The organism is Microbacterium azadirachtae, assembly GCF_025583665.1.
Classification (GTDB): domain Bacteria; phylum Actinomycetota; class Actinomycetes; order Actinomycetales; family Microbacteriaceae; genus Microbacterium; species Microbacterium azadirachtae.
Genome location: NZ_CP099706.1, coordinates 1,423,510 through 1,440,412 on the forward strand (window position 1 = coordinate 1,423,510; position 16,903 = coordinate 1,440,412).

The following is a 16,903-nucleotide window of genomic DNA, read 5'->3' on the forward strand; positions in this document are numbered from 1 at the left end:
GGGCGATGATCTACTGGTTCATGAAGTACATCGCCATCGGTCCGCTGGTGAAGGCGATCTTCCGCCCGTGGATCGTGGGCCGTCAGCACGTTCCCGCGACGGGGGCGGCGATCATGGCGAGCAACCACCTGTCCTTCTCCGATTCGATCTTCCTGCCGCTCATGCTCGATCGGAAGATGTCGTTCCTCGCCAAGAGCGACTACTTCACCGGCAAGGGCCTGAAGGGGTGGGCCACCCGCATGTTCATGAAGGGCACCGGTCAGCTGCCCATCGACCGGTCGGGCGGCAAGGCCTCGGAAGCGTCGCTGAACACGGGCCTCAGCGTGCTCGGACGCGGGGATCTGCTCGGGATCTATCCCGAAGGCACCCGCAGCCCCGACGGCAAGCTCTACCGCGGACGCACCGGGATCGCCCGGATGGCGCTCGAGGCCAAGGTCCCGGTGATCCCGGTGGTGATGGTCGACACGGACATCGCGATGCCGACCGGGCAGCGCATCCCGCGCATCATGCGCGTGGGCATGGTGATCGGCGAACCCCTGGACTTCTCCCGCTACGCCGGGATGGAGAACGACCGCTACATCCTCCGCTCGGTCACGGACGAGATCATGGTCGCCCTCCAGCGCCTGGGGGAGCAGCACTATGAGGACGTGTACGCGTCGACGGTCAAGGAGCGCCTCGCGGCGCAGGCGTCGTAGCCGGCGCCGGGCGGGCTTCACAGAGCGATCGGCACCCTTCGCGGCACTCTAGGATGGGGGGATGCCTCAGCCTCTCGATCTCGACTCGTGGCGCGCCCTCCCGATCAAGCAGCAGCCCCAATGGCCCGACGCCGAGCGCGTCGCCGAGGTCTCCGCCCAGATCGAGGCCCTTCCGCCGCTCGTGTTCGCCGGTGAGGTCGACAACCTCCGCGACCGTCTCGCCCGCGCGGCGAGCGGGAAGGCGTTCCTGCTGCAGGGCGGCGACTGCGCCGAGACCTTCGCGGGGGCGACCGCCGACCAGATCCGCAACCGCATCAAGACGGTGCTGCAGATGGCGGTGGTGCTGACGTACGGCGCCTCGATGCCCGTGGTGAAGATGGGGCGCATGGCGGGCCAGTTCGCCAAGCCGCGCTCGAGCGACACCGAGACCCGCGGCGAGGTCACGCTGCCCGCCTACCGCGGCGACATCGTCAACGGCTACGACTTCACCGAAGGGTCGCGCGAGGCGAACCCCTCGCGGCTGCTGCAGGGGTACCACACCGCCGCGTCGACGCTGAATCTCATCCGCGCATTCACCCAGGGCGGGTTCGCGGATCTCCGCGAGGTGCACTCCTGGAACAAGGGCTTCGCGCAGAACCCGGCCAACCAGCGCTACGAGCGGATGGCGGCCGAGATCGACCGCGCGATCAAGTTCATGGAGGCGGCGGGCGCCGACTTCGACGAGCTCAAGCGCGTGGAGTTCTTCACCGGCCACGAGGGCCTGCTGATGGACTACGAGCGGCCGATGACCCGGATCGACTCGCGGACCCTCACTCCGTACAACACCTCGGCCCACTTCCTGTGGATCGGCGAGCGCACGCGCGAGCTCGACGGCGCGCACGTGGACTACTTCTCCCGCATCCGCAACCCCATCGGCGTCAAGCTCGGCCCGACCACGAGTCCCGACACGGCGCTCGCGCTCATCGACAAGCTCGATCCGAACCGCGAGCCCGGACGCCTGACCTTCATCACGCGCATGGGTGCGGGCAAGATCCGCGACGCGCTGCCGCCGCTGCTGCAGGCCGTCAAGGACTCCGGTGCGCAGCCGCTGTGGGTCACCGACCCGATGCACGGCAACGGGATCACCACGCCCACCGGCTACAAGACCCGTCGCTTCGACGACGTGGTCGAGGAGGTCCGTGGCTTCTTCGAGGCGCACCGCGCCGTCGGCACCTTCCCGGGCGGCATCCATGTCGAGCTCACCGGTGACGACGTGACGGAGTGCCTCGGTGGTTCCGAGCAGATCGACGAGGCCGCGCTGGCGACTCGCTACGAGTCGCTCTGCGACCCCCGCCTGAACCACATGCAGTCGCTCGAGCTCGCGTTCCTCGTCGCCGAGGAGCTCGAGAAGCGCTGACCGTCCTGCGACTCGGGGGCCCGGACCGCATCGCGGTTCCGGGCCCCCGTCGCAGTCAGGGGTCAGCCGCTGACCTTCACGCGGACCGTGGAGTTCTTCTCCACGCTCTCGCCCGCCTTGGGATCCGTCCCCGTCACCTGGAAGAGGCTCCAGACGACCTCGGGCACGCTGGTCTGCGGATTGAGGCCCGCATCGGTCAGCGTCTTCATCGCGTCAGCCAGGTTCGCGCCGACGACGTTCGGCACCGTGATCGGCTCCGGTCCCTTGGAGACGTTCAGCGTGATCGTGTCCCCGGGGCGCCAGTTGCCGCCGCCGTCACGGTCGCCGTAGCCGATCACGCGGTCCTTCGGCACGGAGTCGCTGTAGGAGGAGTTCGAGTCGGGGTTGACCTTGAGTCCCACCGCCGTGAGCTTGCCGGTGGCGTCTCCGACCGTCATTCCCGACACGTCGGGAACCGGCCCCAGCGACACCAGGAGGCGGATCTGATCGCCCTCGAAGACGCTGCACCCTTCGCCGCACTCGTATCCGGCCGCACCCGAGCGCGGCGTGACCTCGGCGTTGATCACGATGCCGTTGTCCGCACCGGAGAACAGCGCCACGGAATCCTGCAGCTGCAGGTGGAACGGCGCGAGCGCCTTCTTGCCCTGCTCCTCGGTCATGCCGTCGAGCTTGGGCAGATCGTGCTTCGCGGGGCCCGCCGAGATCATGACGGTGACCTTGGCCTTCTTGTCGACGCGGGTGCCCGCGGCGGGGTCCGTGCGGATGGCCTGACCGGCCGGCACCTTCACCGAGTTCTCGCTGCCCTGGACCGGCGTCAGCCCGTCCTTCGTGATCGCGGCCGCCGCGACCTCCCAGGTCTTGCCCGCCACGTCCGGGACCGACAGCTTCGATCCGGGACCGGATCCGAACCACCAGCCCGTGCCCGCGGCAACGACGGCGAGCAGCAGCACGAGGGTGAGCAGCAGCGCACCGCGGGAGCGGCGCTGCGCGGTGCGGCGACGCAGCAGCGTCGCGTTGTCCAGCGGTGCGTCCGCGGTCGTCGTCGGAGCGGGGGCCGGGGCCGTGGCGCCGGGCAGGACCAGCGTCTGATCGCCGGTGTCGCGCAGCGGCAGGGCGGTGGTCTTGGCGGTCGTCGTGGCGGTGGGCGCGGGGACGACGCCGAGCTCGCGTTCGATCACGCGAAGCCGGTCGAGCATCTCCTGCGCGTCGTTCGGGCGCTCGTCGGGCGTCTTCTCTGTCGCCCAGAGCACGAGCTCGTCGAGCTGCTCGGGCACACCCGGGTTGCGCACGCTCGGGCGAGGCACGGAGTCGGTGGCGTGCTGGAAGGCGATCTGCATCGGCTGCTCGCCCTTGTACGGCTGCTCGCCGGTCAGCATCTCGTAGAGCATGATGCCGAGCGCGTAGATGTCGCTGCGGGCGTCGGCCGTGCCACGGGTGACGAGCTCCGGCGCGAGGTAGGCGATCGTGCCCATCAGCTGCGCCCCGGACGCGGTGTTCGCCGTGGTCGCGCGGGCGAGCCCGAAGTCGCCGATCTTGATGCGACCGTCCTCGGCCAGCAGCACGTTCTCCGGCTTGACGTCGCGATGCACGATGCCGGCGCGATGCGCCGCGGCGAGGCCGGACAGCACGGCGTCCATGATCGTGATCGTCTGCGGCACCGTCAGCCGGCGCTGCTCGCGCATGAGCTCGCGCAGCGTGATCCCGGGAAGGTACTCCATGACGAGATACGCAAGTTCGCCGTCCTGGCCCTGGTCGAAGACGTTGACCACGTGCGGGTCGGCCAGCCGGGCCGCGGCCCGCGCTTCCTGGATGAAGCGGCTCTGGAACACCGAGTCGTCGCTCAGGTGGCCGTGCATCACCTTCAGTGCGATCCGGCGCTCCAGGCGCAGATCGGTGGCGACGTACACGGTGGCCATGCCGCCGCGGGCGATCCGGGCGCGGACGCGGTAGCGACCGTCGACGAGCCGCCCGATGAGGGGGTCGGCTTGTTGGCTGGTCGTCACGAAAAGAGTCTAGGGAGAACTCGCTGGGAGCCTGGGCAACGGCTCGCGGGCACGCGGTTTTCCGTACGCCCCGGCTGACCGGCGGGCGTCCGCGACGGCAGCTCGGCAGGCGCGCTCAGCCCAGGGCGGCGAGCCAGGCCTCCGCCTGAGGCTGCCACAGGGCGTAGCGGGCGGGGTAGGCGGAGATCTGCACCTCCTGCGCGGCCTCGCCGAACCCGAGGCCCTGCCAGCCGGGGATGTCCAGGAGGCCGTTCGTGTGCGCGGTGCCGGTGAAGAAGGCCTGTGCCGCATAGGACGGGTCGGCGATCTGCTCCGGGGTGCCCCAACCGGTGCTCGGGCGCTGCTGGAACAGGCCGATCGAATCGCGGTCGCCCGCGGGCGCGTTGGTGAGCCGGGACTCGACCATCGCGGTCGCCAGGGCGATCGCGATGCCGTGCTCCGGCACGCCGAGCTGACGCCCGATCTGGATGATGAGCCGGGCGTTCGCGACCTGCTCGTCGCTGAGCACGACCTGGGGTGCGGTGTAGGTGTCGACGGCCGGGGCCGAATCGGCGGTGGACGTGCTCGCCGGTGCCGGTGCCGGTGCCGGAGCGGGCACCGGGGCGGCGAACCGCAGCGTCTGTCCCGGGTAGATGATCGAGTCGGGCGACAGCCCGTTGGCGGCGAACAGCTCGGCCAGCGAGACGCCGTGCTGCTGGGCGATCGACCACAGGGTGTCGCCGGCGGCGACCTCGTACCCGGCCGCGGCGTCGGCGGCGGGCGCAGGAGCCTCCGCCGGAGCCTCCGCGGGTGCGGGGGCAGGGCCGCCGAGGGACAGGACCTGCCCCGGATGAATGATGGACCCGGATCCGAGCCCGTTGGCGGCGTACAGGGCGGCGACCGTGGTGCCGTGCGCCCGCGCGATGTCCCAGAGGGTGTCGCCCTCCTGCACGGTGTAGTCGGCGGGAGGTGCGACCTCGGCCGGCACGGTCCTGGCCGCGAGCGCCGCGAGCACCGCACCCGTGGGCAGTGCGACGAGCGGTGTGCGTGCGGCGGACTCCGTCGCCTGCGCGTGCGCCGGCGTCGCGACGAGCGCGCTGGCCACCGCCGTCAGCAGCACGGTCGGCGCGGTGACGCCGAGGAGGCGGCGCGTACTCGTTGCGGTCGTCATGGATCCCCCGATTCAGACGGTTTCTGCCGGTGCGCAGCGTCGCGCGTCAGCCCTTCGACGCTGGCACGGAAGTGATCTCAAGTCAACAGAAGTGATGAATGTTAAAAGAGTGATCAACGCGACGGAGCGAAGGCGGGGCGACGGCGAATGCGACGGGGATGAGAACATTGCAGGGTGTCTGAAACCGCAATGCCGACCCCAGAGGTCGAATGGCTGACCCTTCCCGACCTCGTCGAGATCCTCGGAGGGCCGCTCGGTCGCGTGCATCGGCTCTTCGACGAGCAGCACCTGGTCGGTTCCCGGCGCCACGGGGCGCTGGCCGTGCCGGCGCTCTTCGTCAAGGACGCGCAGCCCCTCGGCTCTCTGCGCGGGACGATCATCGTGCTGAAGGACGCCGGGTTCAGCGATGACGAGGTCATCGACTGGCTGCTCGCCGAGGAGGAGTCCATCGGCCGCTCGCCGATCGCCGCACTGCGCGACGGCCACAAGAGCGAAGTGCGCAGGATCGCCCGGACCCTGGCCTGATCCCGCGCCAGGGTCGGATCGCGCGTCGGAAGGGATCGTGACTCAGGCGGTGCGCTGCGTCGCGTCCCGCGCGAGACCGCGCAGCAGCTCGAGAGCGCGCGCGTCCAGCGGGGCGTCCTGGAGGGCGGCCTCGCCGGCGGCGGCGTACTCGGAGATCAGCTGCTCCATGCGGTTCAGCGCTCCCGACTCGGTGATGATCGCCTGAAGGCTCGCGATCTGATCCGCGGTCAGAAGCGGGTCTCCCAGCAGCTCGTCCACGACCCGCCGGCCCTGCGGCGCCAGCGCCTGGCGCGTCCACGCGATGAGAAGGGTGCGCTTGCCCTCGCGCAGATCGTCCCCGGCGGGCTTGCCGGTGAGCTGCTCGTCGCCGAAGACGCCGAGCACGTCGTCGCGCAGCTGGAAGGCCATGCCGAGCGGATGGCCGAACGCCCGCAGCGCCGCCTGCTGGGCCTCGTCGGCGCCGGCGATGGCCGCACCGATCAGCAGCGGCTGCTCGACGCTGTAGCGGGCAGCCTTGAGCGACACGACTCTGAGGGCGCGTTCGGCGTGACTGTCGTCGTCGCTCACGCTCCACGCCGACTCCTCGGCGATGTCGAGGAACTGCCCGATCGTGACGTCCCTCCGCATGCGCGCGTACTCGGCGCGGACCGCGTGCGCATGCGGGCTTGCGGCGATCCCCGCCTCGAGCAGATCGTCGCTCCATGCCACCAGGAGGTCGCCGAGGAGGACGGCGGCCGCGCGGCCGAACTCGACGGCGTTTCCGCTCCAGCCCTGACCGACGTGCGAGGTCTCGAGGGCGCGATGGGCCGAGGGGCGACCGCGGCGGGTGTCGGAGTTGTCGATGAGGTCGTCGTGCACGAGTGCGGCCGACTGGAACACCTCGAGTGCGGCGCAGGCATCCCAGAGCGCGTCCGGCTCGGCATCCGCACCCGCGAGACCGGCGACGGACGCCCAGCCGGCATGGCAGAACCGTGCACGCAGGCGCTTGCCGCCGCGCAGCGTCGCCTCGGCCGAAGCGACGAATGCCGACGCGTCCGGGCCGTAGGTCGCCGTCTCCTCGCGCATCCGGGCGACGAACGCCTGGAGTCGGGCGGAGACCTGTTCGATCACAGCGGAGGATGCCACGCGTTCAGCCTACCGAGCGGCACCGGTGCCGGCGGGGGAGCCATGCGGCGAGGTGATGCGCAACTCCCAGCGGAATCCCTACCCCGGCGCATCATCTCGCGCGTAGACTGGGAGGAAGACCACCCGAGGGGGACGAAATGCCACTCTCCGAACAGGAGCAGCGCATGCTCGATGAGATGGAACGCCATCTCATGCAGAACGACGCAGACGTCGTTTCCGCGCACGCAGGAGACCGCGCGCTCAGTTATCGCAATCTCATCTATGGAGCGGTGCTGCTGCTCGCCGGCATCGGCGGCCTGATCGTGGGCGTCGTGGTCGGCAACGTCGGCGGCATCATCATCGGCGTCGTCGCCTTCGCGGCCATGCTCGGCGGCCTGATGCTCGCGCTCACCCCGGTGCATCGCACCGGAGCCCGCGACGCCGCAGCCGGGACGGGCTCGAAGGAGCCGTCGCCGTCGTTCATGGATCGCATGAACGACCGTTGGGATCGGCGTCACGAGGAACGCTGATCCGCACTTCGTGATCTGACGAAGGGCCTGGCGCGCTGAGGCGGCCGGGCCCTTCGTCGTGTTCCGGATCCGGCGCCTCCCGGAGGCTTCACGTTCCTCCACCGTCGCCCACCGAGCCCTCCACCCTCCTCCACCGGCCCCTGTCCCGCGTCTTTCCGCGGGACAGGGGCCTTCGTCGTGCGCGCGGACGTGCCCGCCAGGACACAAATGGGTATCGAAATGGAGGGATGTGGAGTAAAGTGGAGGAAACGGCGGCGAAAGGGGGAGAGGCGCATGTTGCTCGGCACGCATTCCCCCAAGCTCGACGACAAGGGCCGCGTGATCCTCCCCGCCAAGTTCCGCGAGGACCTCGCCGGAGGCATCGTCGTCACCCGCGGTCAGGACCGCTGCCTCTACGTGTTCAGCACCTCGGAGTTCGAGAGCGTGCACGAGCGCATCCGGCAGGCGCCCCTGGCGAACAAGGAGGCCAGGGCCTTCCTGCGCATGTTCCTCTCCGGCGCGAGCGCCGAGATGCCGGACAGCCAGAACCGCATCACGATCCCCGCCCACCTGCGCTCCTACGCCGGCCTGGAGAAGGAGCTCATCGTCACCGGCGTCGGCGCCCACGCCGAGATCTGGGACGCCGCGGCCTGGAACGCCTACGCCGAAGGCCACGAAGACGCTTTCGCCGAGCTCGAGGAGGAGGTGATCCCCGGCCTGTTCTGAACGGGCCCCTGGCTGTGACTCCCAGCCGCTCCCGCCCCGGCGCACCTTCCCCGGTGCCGGGTCGAGCGGATGGGGATCAGAGTCAGGGACCGCTCTGAAGAGAACGACGAGCCGAAGGAATCATGGACATCCGCCGCATCCACACCCCCGTGATGCTCGACCGCTGCGTCGAGCTGCTCGCGCCCGCCCTGCAGCACGACGGCGCGATCCTCGTCGACGCCACGCTCGGTATGGGCGGCCACTCCGAGGCGTTCCTCGAGCGGCTGCCGAACATCCGGCTCGTGGGCCTGGATCGCGACACCGACGCCCTGCGGATCGCGGGGGAGCGGCTGGCCCGCTTCGGCGACCGCGTGACGCTCGTGCACACCGTCTACGACGCGATCGGCGAACACGCCGAGGGCGCCTCCGGGATCCTCTTCGACCTCGGCGTCTCCTCCCTGCAGCTCGACGAGGCGGATCGCGGTTTCGCGTACGCGAAGGACGCGCCGCTGGACATGCGCATGGACCAGTCGAGCGGCGTCACCGCCGCCGAGGTCCTCGCGACCTACAGCGAAGGCCAGCTGCGCCGCATCTTCGAGCGCTACGGCGAGGAGAAGCTGGCCGGGCGCTACGCGCGGGCGATCGTGCAGGCCAGGACGCAGGCTCCTCTCGAACGCTCCGGACGACTGGTGGAGGTGCTGCAGGAGGCCACGCCGGCCGCCGTGCAGCGGGCCGGGCACCCGGCCAAGCGGGTGTTCCAGGCACTGCGGATCGAAGTGAACCGTGAGCTGAACGTGCTCGCCGACGCGATCCCCGCGGCGATGCGCGCGCTCACGGTCGGGGGCCGCATCGTCGTGATGTCGTACCAGTCCCTCGAAGACCGGCTCGTCAAGCAGGCGTTCGCAGCGGCCTCCGCCTCGACGGCGCCGGCGGGGCTGCCCGTCGAGCTTCCCGAACACGCGCCGCGGTTCCGGACGCTGACCAAGGGCGCCGAGCTGGCGGACGACGCCGAGCGCGCCGCCAACCCGCGTGCCATTCCCGTGCGACTGCGCGCGGCCGAACGTGTGAGAGACGATCAGAGGAGCAGCTCGCGATGAGCCTGGCACAGAACGCCCTGCAGCGGCCCCGCATCGACGAGGCGCTGCCCTCGCGCCATCTCCACGCCGTCGAGCGGCCCGCGCGGCGCCGCCGTCCGCGCATGGCCTACGCCCTCGTCGCCCTGGCCGGCGCTGCTCTCATCGGAGGAGCCCAGATCGCGCTCACGATCGCGACCACGCAGGATTCGTTCGAGGTCGCCAAGCTGAGCCAGCAGAACAAGCAGCTGACGTGGCAGGCGCAGGCCGCGGCGCAGGATCTGGACGGCATCAGCTCGCCTCAGGCGCTCGCCACGGCGGCGTCGAAGCTCGGGCTCGTCGTGGGAGGGAGCGCGAGCTACCTGCGCCTCAGCGACGGAAGCGTGATCGGTGCGCAGGGCTCCGCACCCTGGACCTCGACGGTCAACCCCTCCGGGACGAACGGCGTGCCGAACGCGCTCATCCGCGACACACCGCCTGCGACCACGACCCACGCCGGGGGAGCAGGCGTAGAACCGAAGTCACAGGAGCAGGCTCCGGTGCAGAACCAGCCGGTCGCCCCGCCGACGGCCGAGGGACTTCCCACGCCGACCATCCGCTGACATGAGCATCCGACGCACCAGCCCGACACGATGACGGACCGCGAGTCCCGGACGGAGATCCGATGAAACCCCGAGCCAGCCGGACGTCGCGCCGGCGGACCGTCCTCGCCCTCGCCGTGATCCTGGCCGTGATGTGCGGCTTCCTGGTGCGGCTCGTCGACGTGCAGGTGCTCAGCGCATCCGCGAACGTCAAGCAGTCGGTGGACTGGAGCCTCGGGAGCACGCGGGAGATCGACGGCGCCCGGGGGAAGATCGTCGACTCCAACGGGACCGTGCTCGCCGAGAGCCAGCTCGTCTACGACATCGACATGGACCCCTCCATCATGCGCGGCCTGGAGACCGGTAAGACGAAGCCCAAGCTGCCCTGGGCGCAGGCCTCCGAGAAGATCGCCGCGATCCTCGGCGAGAAGGGCGACGCGGTGCGCACCATCGTCGCGGACCGCCTGAAGGAGGATCCCGAGGCGAAGTGGGTCGAGCTCAAGAAGGGCGTGAGCGCGGATCAGTTCCTCAAGCTCCGCGCCCTCGGCCTGCCGTACCTGCAGCCCAATCCGCGCTCGGTGCGGGTGTACCCGAACGGCGCCGTCGCCGGCAACCTCATCGGCTTCATCGCGGGCAACGGCGACCGGGAGGGCCTCGAAGAGGCGCAGAACCAGTGCCTCAGCGCCACCAAGGGCAAGGAGAGCTACCTCACCGGCAAGGACGGGGTCGTGATCCCCGGCAGCCAGACGGAGAAGCCCGCGGTCGACGGCGGCACGGTCACACTGACGATCAACACGGAGCTGCAGTGGTATCTGCAGCAGATGATCTCCGAGGAGGTCGCGGCACAGGGCGCGAAGGCCGGCACCGTGACGGTGGTCGAGGTCGGCACGGGCAAGATCCGCGCGGCCGCGGAGTATCCGACGGTGGACCCCAACGATCCCGGCGCCGCGAACCCCGAGGACCGCGGCTCGCGGATCTTCAGCACGAGCTTCGAGCCCGGATCGACGTTCAAGGCGATCACCGCCGCGTCGGTCATGGAGTACGCGAACGCCAACGCCTCGACTGTGGTCACCGGCGCGTCCAGCCACGAGGAGTTCCCGAACGGCGCCGTCATCAACGACGCGTTCGAGCACCCCGCCTACGACTACACGCTCGCGGGCGCGCTCATCGACTCCTCGAACGTGGCGCTGTCGAAGTTCGGCGACATGGTCACGGATCAGCAGCGCTACGACGAGCTGGTGAAGTTCGGCGTCGGGAGCAAGACCGCGATCGACTTCCCCGGCGAGGCCTCCGGAGTGATCCACCCGGTCAAAGACTGGGACTACCAGTCGCACTACACGACGACGTTCGGCCAGTACTACACGGTGACCGCGCCGCAGGTCGCCAGCGCCTACCAGGCCATCGCCAACGGGGGCGTCAAGATCCCGCTGTCCCTCGTCGAGTCGTGCACGGCCGCCGACGGCAAGGTCTCCGCCGCGCCCGCGCCGAAGCCGCAGCGCATCTTCGACGCGACCAAGGACGCCGAGCTCAGCCGCATGATCGAGAACGTGGCTGCACAGGGCAGTGTGTCGGACATGATCAAGGTGCCCGGCTACCGCATCGCGGCCAAGACCGGTACGGCTCAGAAGCCGGACCCCACCACCGGTGCGTACAAGGAGGGGATCTACTTCACGAGCATGGTCGGATACGCCCCTGCGGACCACCCCGAGTACGTGGTCGTGGTCACCCTCGACGAGCCGACTAGGGTAACGTCGTCTGCGGCCACCGCGCCCGCCTTCCAGAAGGCCATGACGCAGGTGTTGAAGACCTATCGCGTGCAGCCGTCCACCACCCCTATGGAACCGCTGCTGCCCAAGTACCAGTGATGACCGCCGTCATCTGACCCGGCGGCACCGCCCGGAGGATCCCTTCCCATGATCGCTCTGTCCCTCGCGGAGATCGCCGAGATCGTCGGCGGCGACCTGCGCCCTGCTGCAGGTCACGATCCCGCGTCGATCGTCACCGGCGTCGTCGACACCGACTCGCGCCAGATGGCCGCCGGCGGCATCTTCGTCGCGAAGCCCGGCGAGCACACCGACGGTCACCGCTTCGTCGGCGCGGCGCTCGAGAACGGTGCCGTGCTCGCGATCGTCGAGCGTCCCGTCGATGACGAGATCTCGCAGATCGTGGTCGCCGACGTGATCGACGCGATCGCCGAGCTCGCCCGTGCCGTCGTCGCACGCGTGCGCGCCGCGGGCGACCTGCGGATCGTGGGCGTGACCGGATCCAACGGCAAGACGACCACCAAGAACTTCCTCGCGCGGATCCTGCAGGACGAGGGGGAGACCGTCGCGCCGATCGCCTCGTACAACAACGAGGTCGGGGCGCCGCTGACGATGCTGCGGATCACCGACGGCACGCGTTACCTGGTGTGCGAGTTCGGTGCGAGCGCACCGGGCGAGATCGCCCGACTGGCGGGCCTTGTGAACCCCGACGTGGTGATCGAGCTCATGGTCGGCCTCGCGCACGCCGGCGGGTTCGGCGGCATCGAGGAGACCGCGCGCGCCAAGGCCGAGCTCATCGAGGCGGCAGCCCCCGGCGGAACGGCGATCCTGAACCTCGACGACGCGCGCGTGGCCGGCATGGCGCCCCTTGCGGAGCGCCGCGGATTGCGCATCGTCGGCTTCGGTCAGGGATCCGCCGCCGACGTCAGGGCTGCCGGGATCGACGTGACCGCATCCGGGACGTCGTGCACCGTGCACGTGGACGACCAGGCGCTGCCGCTGCGGCTGCAGGTGCTGGGGGCGCATCACGTGAACAACGCCCTCGCCGCGATCGCGGCCACACGCGCCCTCGGGGTGGCGCCGGCCGACGCGATCGCGCGCCTGGAGACCGTCCCGCTCGCCGAGCGGTGGCGGATGCAGCCCATGGGCGGATCCGAGGTGCGCATCATCAACGACGCGTACAACGCCAGCCCGGACTCCATGGCGGCGGCCCTGCGCACGCTGGCCCAGATCACCGGTCCCGGTGAGCGCACGGTCGCCGTGCTCGGGGCCATGAGCGAGCTCGGCGAGACCGCGGGGGACGAGCACGACCGCATCGGACTGCTCGCCGTGCGCCTCAACATCCAGCGCATCGTCGTCGTGGGCGCCGAGGCGCGTCGACTCTTCCTGGCCGCCGTGGGCGAGGGGTCCTGGGACGGCGAGGCCGTGCACCTGCCCGACGCCGACGCCGCGTTCGAATACCTCCAGGGCGAGCTGCGCCCCGGCGACCGGGTGCTCGTGAAGTCGTCCAACTCCGCGGGGCTCCGGTTCCTCGGCGATCGTCTGGGAGAATCGTTCTCGTGAGATCTCTGCTGACCGCCGCCGCGATCTCCCTCGCGTTCACCCTCCTGCTCACGCCGGTCTTCCTCCGGCTGTTCCGGAAATGGGGCTGGGGACAGGTCATCCGCACGCCGGAGTCGATCGCCAACCCCAGTCACCAGGCCAAGCGCGGCACCCCCACCATGGGCGGTGTGATCTTCATCCTCGGCACGATCGTCGGCTACGGCATCGGGACGTTCACCGGCGGCAGCTATCCGACGGCGTCGGGGCTGCTCGTGATCTGGCTGATGGTGGGCTTCGGCGTCGTCGGCTTCATCGACGACCACATGAAGCTGCGGCAGCAGCAGAGCGCGGGCCTGTCCGGATGGCGCAAGATCCTCGGCCAGGTGCTGGTCATGGTGCCGTTCGGCATCGTGGCGCTTCTGGTGCGGAGCCCGGCGGGCTACACGCCCGCGAGCGGCTTCATCTCGCTCTTCCGCGACATCCCGGTGCTGTGGTTGTTCGCGCTCGGCCCGATCGTCGGCTGGCTGCTCTACCTGCTGTGGATCTCGCTGATCGGCATCGCGACCTCCAACAGCGTGAACCTCACGGACGGCCTGGACGGGCTCGCCGCCGGATGCGCGGTGTTCGTCATCGGGGCGTACAGCCTGATCTCGTTCTGGCAGTTCAAGCAGTCCTGCGCCGTCGAGTCGCTCTCCAAGTCGTCGCTCGCCGGGTGCTACGACGTGGCCCATCCGTTCGATCTCGCCGTCGTCTCTGCGTCGTTCGTCGGCGCGCTCATCGGCTTCCTGTGGTGGAACGCGCCCAAGGCCAAGGTCTTCATGGGCGATGTCGGATCCATGTCGATCGGCGGCGTGATCACCGCGCTGGCGATCCTGACCCGCACCGAGCTGCTGCTGGTGCTGCTGGCGGGCGTCTTCATCATCGCGTCCGGCTCCGTGATCGTGCAGCTCACCTACTTCAAGCTCACTCGCGGCAAGCGCCTGTTCCTGCAGAGCCCGTTCCACCATCATCTCGAGATGCGCGGGTGGCCCGAGGCGACGATCGTGGTGCGCATGTGGATCATCGCGGGGCTGCTGTCGGTCTCCGCCTTCGGCCTGTTCTACGTCGAGTGGCTGAGGCTGACCAGCTCATGAGCCGCGACCTGGACGCCCTGACCAGCTGGCACGCGGACTGGAAGGGCCTGCGGGTGGCCGTGCTCGGGCTCTCGGTGACGGGCTTCTCGGTCGCCGACACCCTCGCCGAGCTCGGCGCCGAGGTGCTCGTCCTCTCCGAGAGCGCGACGGAGGAATACGCGCGACTGGTGCCGCTGATCGGCGCAGAGCTCTGGATCGGCGACCTCGGCTCGGTGCCGGAGCGGCTGTCCGAGTTCGCCCCGGACGTCGTCGTCGCCTCTCCCGGCTTCTCGCCGACGCATCCGGTGATCGTGTGGACGAGGGAGCAGTCGATCGCGCTCTGGGGCGACATCGAGCTCGCCTGGCGCGTGCGGGACAAGGTCCTCCGCCCCGACGGCACTCCGGCGGAGTGGGTGTTCATCACGGGCACCAACGGCAAGACGACCACCACGCAGCTCACGGCGACCATGCTCGTCGAAGGCGGCCTGCGCGCGGCCCCGTGCGGCAACATCGGCGTGCCGGTGCTGGACGCCGTGCGCGATCCGGGCGGATTCGACGTCCTCGTCGTCGAGCTGTCCAGCCATCAGCTCTGGTATCTCGGCCTCACCGACCCCGCCGCGCAGCCGGTGCCGTGGGCGGCGACGTGCCTCAACCTGGCGGACGACCACCTCGTCTGGCACGGCAGCGCGGAGGCCTACCGCGCCGCGAAGGCGCTCGTCTACCGCAACACCCGCGTCGCGTGCGTGTACAACAAGGCCGATGCGGCCACCCAGCGCATGGTCGAGGATGCGGACGTCATCGAGGGCGCCCGTGCCATCGGCTTCGGGCTGGGCATCCCCGGCCCGAGCGACGTCGGCGTCGTCGAGGGGATCCTGGCCGACCGCGCGTTCCTGGACGACCGGCGCAACAGCGCGCTCGAGCTGACCACCGTCGCGGCGCTGGCGGCACGCGGCCTGGACGCGCCCCACATCGTGCAGAACATCCTGGCGGCGGCGGCGCTGGCGCGTTCGCTCGGCGTCGAGCCCGCGCACATCGCCGACGCGCTGGACGGCTTCCGGCTGGACGCGCACCGTATCGAGGTGGTGGCCCGTGCCGGCGGCATCACGTGGGTGGACGACTCCAAGGCGACCAACCCGCACGCCGCGCAGTCCTCCCTCCGGGCGTTCCCCGGGGCGATCTGGATCGTCGGCGGGGATCTCAAGGGCGTCGACCTGTCCGAGCTGGTGGCCGGCGCCGGTGCGACCGCGCGCGCCGCGCTCGTGATCGGGGTGGATCGGGGGCACCTGCTCGAGGCGTTCGCACGACACGCGCCCGGGGTGCAGGTGCTGGAGGTCGTGCCCGGCGACACTGAAGAGGTCATGACCCGTGTCGTCGAACTGGCGGCGGGCATCGCCCAGGACGGGGACACCGTGCTCCTCGCTCCGGCGGCGGCGTCCTTCGACCAGTTCGCCAGCTATGCGGATCGCGGACACCGCTTCGCCGAGGCGGTGCGGCAGTGGATCGATCAGGGGAGCGCCGGTGACGCAGCTGGGAGCACGTCCGGCGCCGACGCCTGAGCCGCGGGTCGACGGTCTCGCCGCCCGCGTGAGGCTGGGCCGGGTGTTCCGCCCGGTGTCCGCGGAGTTCGCGCTGATCGCGTCGACCTCGCTCCTGCTCACGGTGTTCGGCCTCGTCATGATCCTGTCGGCCTCGAGCGCGAACGCGGTCGAGGGCGGACAGGATCCGTTCGCGATCGTGATGACCCAGGCGCTCGTCGCGGCGATCGGCGTTCCGCTCATGTTCCTGATGAGCCGGTTCCCCGTCCGCTTCTGGAAGCGCATGGCCTGGCTCATCCTCATCGGCGCAGTGGGCCTGCAGATGCTCGTCTACACCCCTCTCGGGTACGAGAACGACGGCAACACGAACTGGCTGAGGATCGCCGGCCAGGTGGTCCAGCCGTCCGAGTTCATCAAGCTCGCCCTCGCCGTGTGGGCCGGGTTCATCCTGTGGCGCAAGCAGGAGCTGCTCGGACGGTGGAAGCACGTCTTCATCCCGCTCATCCCGGTCGGCTTCCTCGCCATCGCCGCCGTGCTCGGGGGCAAGGACCTCGGCACGTCGATGATCCTGTTCCTCGTCATCCTCGGGGCGCTGTTCTTCTCGGGTGTGCGACTGCGGATCTTCATCCTCCCGCTCCTGATCTCGCTCGTGGCGGTGCTCGGATTCGCCTTCGCCGACGAGCGCCGGCGGGCCCTGATCCTCGGTGTGTTCGACGCCTCCAACGACACGAGCTGCTACCTCACCTCGTGCTACCAGCAGGTGCACGCGATCTGGGGCATGGCCAACGGCGGCATCTTCGGCCTCGGGCTGGGGAACTCGCGCGAGAAGTACGGCTGGCTCCCCGCCGCCTCCAACGACTACATCTTCGCGATCGTCGGCGAGGAGCTGGGGCTGATCGGCTGCGCCCTCGTGCTCGCGCTGTTCGTGCTTTTCGCCGTCGCGGTGTTCCGCATGATCCGCAAGACGGACGACCTGTTCATCCGCGTCACCTCCGGCGGGATCGTGGTGTGGATCCTCTCGCAGGCGCTCATCAACATCGGCGTCGTCCTGCGCGTGGTCCCGGTGCTCGGGGTGCCGCTGCCGTTCATGTCGCAGGGCGGCACGTCGCTGCTGTCGGTGCTCCTCGCCTGCGGCGTCCTGCTGTCGTTCGCCCGGACGCTGCCGGCGCCTGCTCCACGCTTCGCGCAGGCCGGTCCGGTACGCTCCTGA

The 16,903-nt window shown here is 70.0% G+C and carries 15 protein-coding genes; 12 read left to right on the top strand and 3 right to left on the bottom strand.

Translation table 11 applies throughout. The annotated features are described in order from the left end of the window. Nucleotides 1-5 precede the first annotated feature (5 nt). Both NFX31_RS06740 and NFX31_RS06745 read left to right on the top strand, forming a co-directional pair. Nucleotides 6-695: a lysophospholipid acyltransferase family protein gene (locus tag NFX31_RS06740; protein ID WP_045252375.1), complete on the top strand. Its 690-nt coding sequence runs from the start codon at nucleotides 6-8 to the stop codon at nucleotides 693-695. A 61-nt stretch (nucleotides 696-756) separates the two neighbouring features. Next, complete coding sequence (locus NFX31_RS06745) at nucleotides 757-2,091, top strand: class II 3-deoxy-7-phosphoheptulonate synthase (RefSeq protein WP_091475717.1); 1,335 nt, start codon at nucleotides 757-759, stop codon at nucleotides 2,089-2,091. 62 nt (nucleotides 2,092-2,153) lie between these two features. Here NFX31_RS06745 and pknB read toward each other — a convergent pair whose 3' ends face one another. Together pknB and NFX31_RS06755 are read right to left on the bottom strand one after the other, a co-directional pair. Continuing rightward, complete coding sequence (pknB, locus tag NFX31_RS06750) at nucleotides 2,154-4,094, bottom strand: Stk1 family PASTA domain-containing Ser/Thr kinase (protein WP_091475722.1); 1,941 nt, start codon at nucleotides 4,092-4,094, stop codon at nucleotides 2,154-2,156. A 115-nt stretch (nucleotides 4,095-4,209) separates the two neighbouring features. After that, the gene (locus NFX31_RS06755) at nucleotides 4,210-5,244 is read right to left on the bottom strand and encodes a muramidase family protein (protein ID WP_262957055.1); all 1,035 of its coding nucleotides are present in this window, start codon (nucleotides 5,242-5,244) and stop codon (nucleotides 4,210-4,212) included. 189 nt (nucleotides 5,245-5,433) lie between these two features. Here NFX31_RS06755 and NFX31_RS06760 point away from each other — a divergent pair, with 189 nt between their 5' ends. After that, nucleotides 5,434-5,769: an Rv2175c family DNA-binding protein gene (locus tag NFX31_RS06760; protein WP_262957197.1), complete on the top strand. Its 336-nt coding sequence runs from the start codon at nucleotides 5,434-5,436 to the stop codon at nucleotides 5,767-5,769. Nucleotides 5,770-5,811: 42 nt separating this feature from the next. Here the strand turns inward: NFX31_RS06760 and NFX31_RS06765 are convergent, their stop codons facing one another. Beyond that, nucleotides 5,812-6,834 (bottom strand): polyprenyl synthetase family protein, encoded by a 1,023-nt coding sequence (locus tag NFX31_RS06765; RefSeq protein ID WP_082072514.1) that lies wholly within the window; start codon nucleotides 6,832-6,834, stop codon nucleotides 5,812-5,814. A gap of 197 nt (nucleotides 6,835-7,031) precedes the next feature. On the opposite strand from NFX31_RS06765, the gene NFX31_RS06770 reads away from it, so the two are divergent. The 9 genes from NFX31_RS06770 (at nucleotide 7,032) to NFX31_RS06810 (ending at nucleotide 16,903) form a co-directional block, all read left to right on the top strand. Next, a complete protein-coding gene (locus tag NFX31_RS06770; RefSeq protein WP_045252369.1) occupies nucleotides 7,032-7,403 on the top strand; it encodes a DUF3040 domain-containing protein in 372 nt (123 codons plus the stop codon). A gap of 273 nt (nucleotides 7,404-7,676) precedes the next feature. Beyond that, on the top strand, nucleotides 7,677-8,108 hold the full coding sequence (gene mraZ / locus NFX31_RS06775; RefSeq protein WP_045252368.1) for a division/cell wall cluster transcriptional repressor MraZ: 432 nt from the start codon (nucleotides 7,677-7,679) through the stop codon (nucleotides 8,106-8,108). 122 nt (nucleotides 8,109-8,230) lie between these two features. Further along, nucleotides 8,231-9,184: a 16S rRNA (cytosine(1402)-N(4))-methyltransferase RsmH gene (gene rsmH, locus NFX31_RS06780; RefSeq protein ID WP_262957056.1), complete on the top strand. Its 954-nt coding sequence runs from the start codon at nucleotides 8,231-8,233 to the stop codon at nucleotides 9,182-9,184. Next, complete coding sequence (gene ftsL, locus NFX31_RS06785) at nucleotides 9,181-9,762, top strand: cell division protein FtsL (RefSeq protein ID WP_045252366.1); 582 nt, start codon at nucleotides 9,181-9,183, stop codon at nucleotides 9,760-9,762. The genes rsmH and ftsL overlap by 4 nt, the downstream gene beginning before the upstream one ends. A gap of 62 nt (nucleotides 9,763-9,824) precedes the next feature. Further along, a complete protein-coding gene (locus NFX31_RS06790; RefSeq protein WP_045252365.1) occupies nucleotides 9,825-11,606 on the top strand; it encodes a peptidoglycan D,D-transpeptidase FtsI family protein in 1,782 nt (593 codons plus the stop codon). Nucleotides 11,607-11,654: 48 nt separating this feature from the next. After that, on the top strand, nucleotides 11,655-13,067 hold the full coding sequence (locus tag NFX31_RS06795; RefSeq protein ID WP_045252364.1) for a UDP-N-acetylmuramoyl-tripeptide--D-alanyl-D-alanine ligase: 1,413 nt from the start codon (nucleotides 11,655-11,657) through the stop codon (nucleotides 13,065-13,067). Beyond that, a complete protein-coding gene (gene mraY / locus NFX31_RS06800) occupies nucleotides 13,064-14,179 on the top strand; it encodes a phospho-N-acetylmuramoyl-pentapeptide-transferase (RefSeq protein ID WP_045252363.1) in 1,116 nt (371 codons plus the stop codon). Before NFX31_RS06795 ends, mraY begins: the two co-directional genes overlap by 4 nt. Next, nucleotides 14,176-15,714 (top strand): UDP-N-acetylmuramoyl-L-alanine--D-glutamate ligase, encoded by a 1,539-nt coding sequence (gene murD / locus NFX31_RS06805; protein ID WP_045252362.1) that lies wholly within the window; start codon nucleotides 14,176-14,178, stop codon nucleotides 15,712-15,714. Before mraY ends, murD begins: the two co-directional genes overlap by 4 nt. After that, nucleotides 15,677-16,903: an FtsW/RodA/SpoVE family cell cycle protein gene (locus NFX31_RS06810; protein WP_045252361.1), complete on the top strand. Its 1,227-nt coding sequence runs from the start codon at nucleotides 15,677-15,679 to the stop codon at nucleotides 16,901-16,903. Before murD ends, NFX31_RS06810 begins: the two co-directional genes overlap by 38 nt.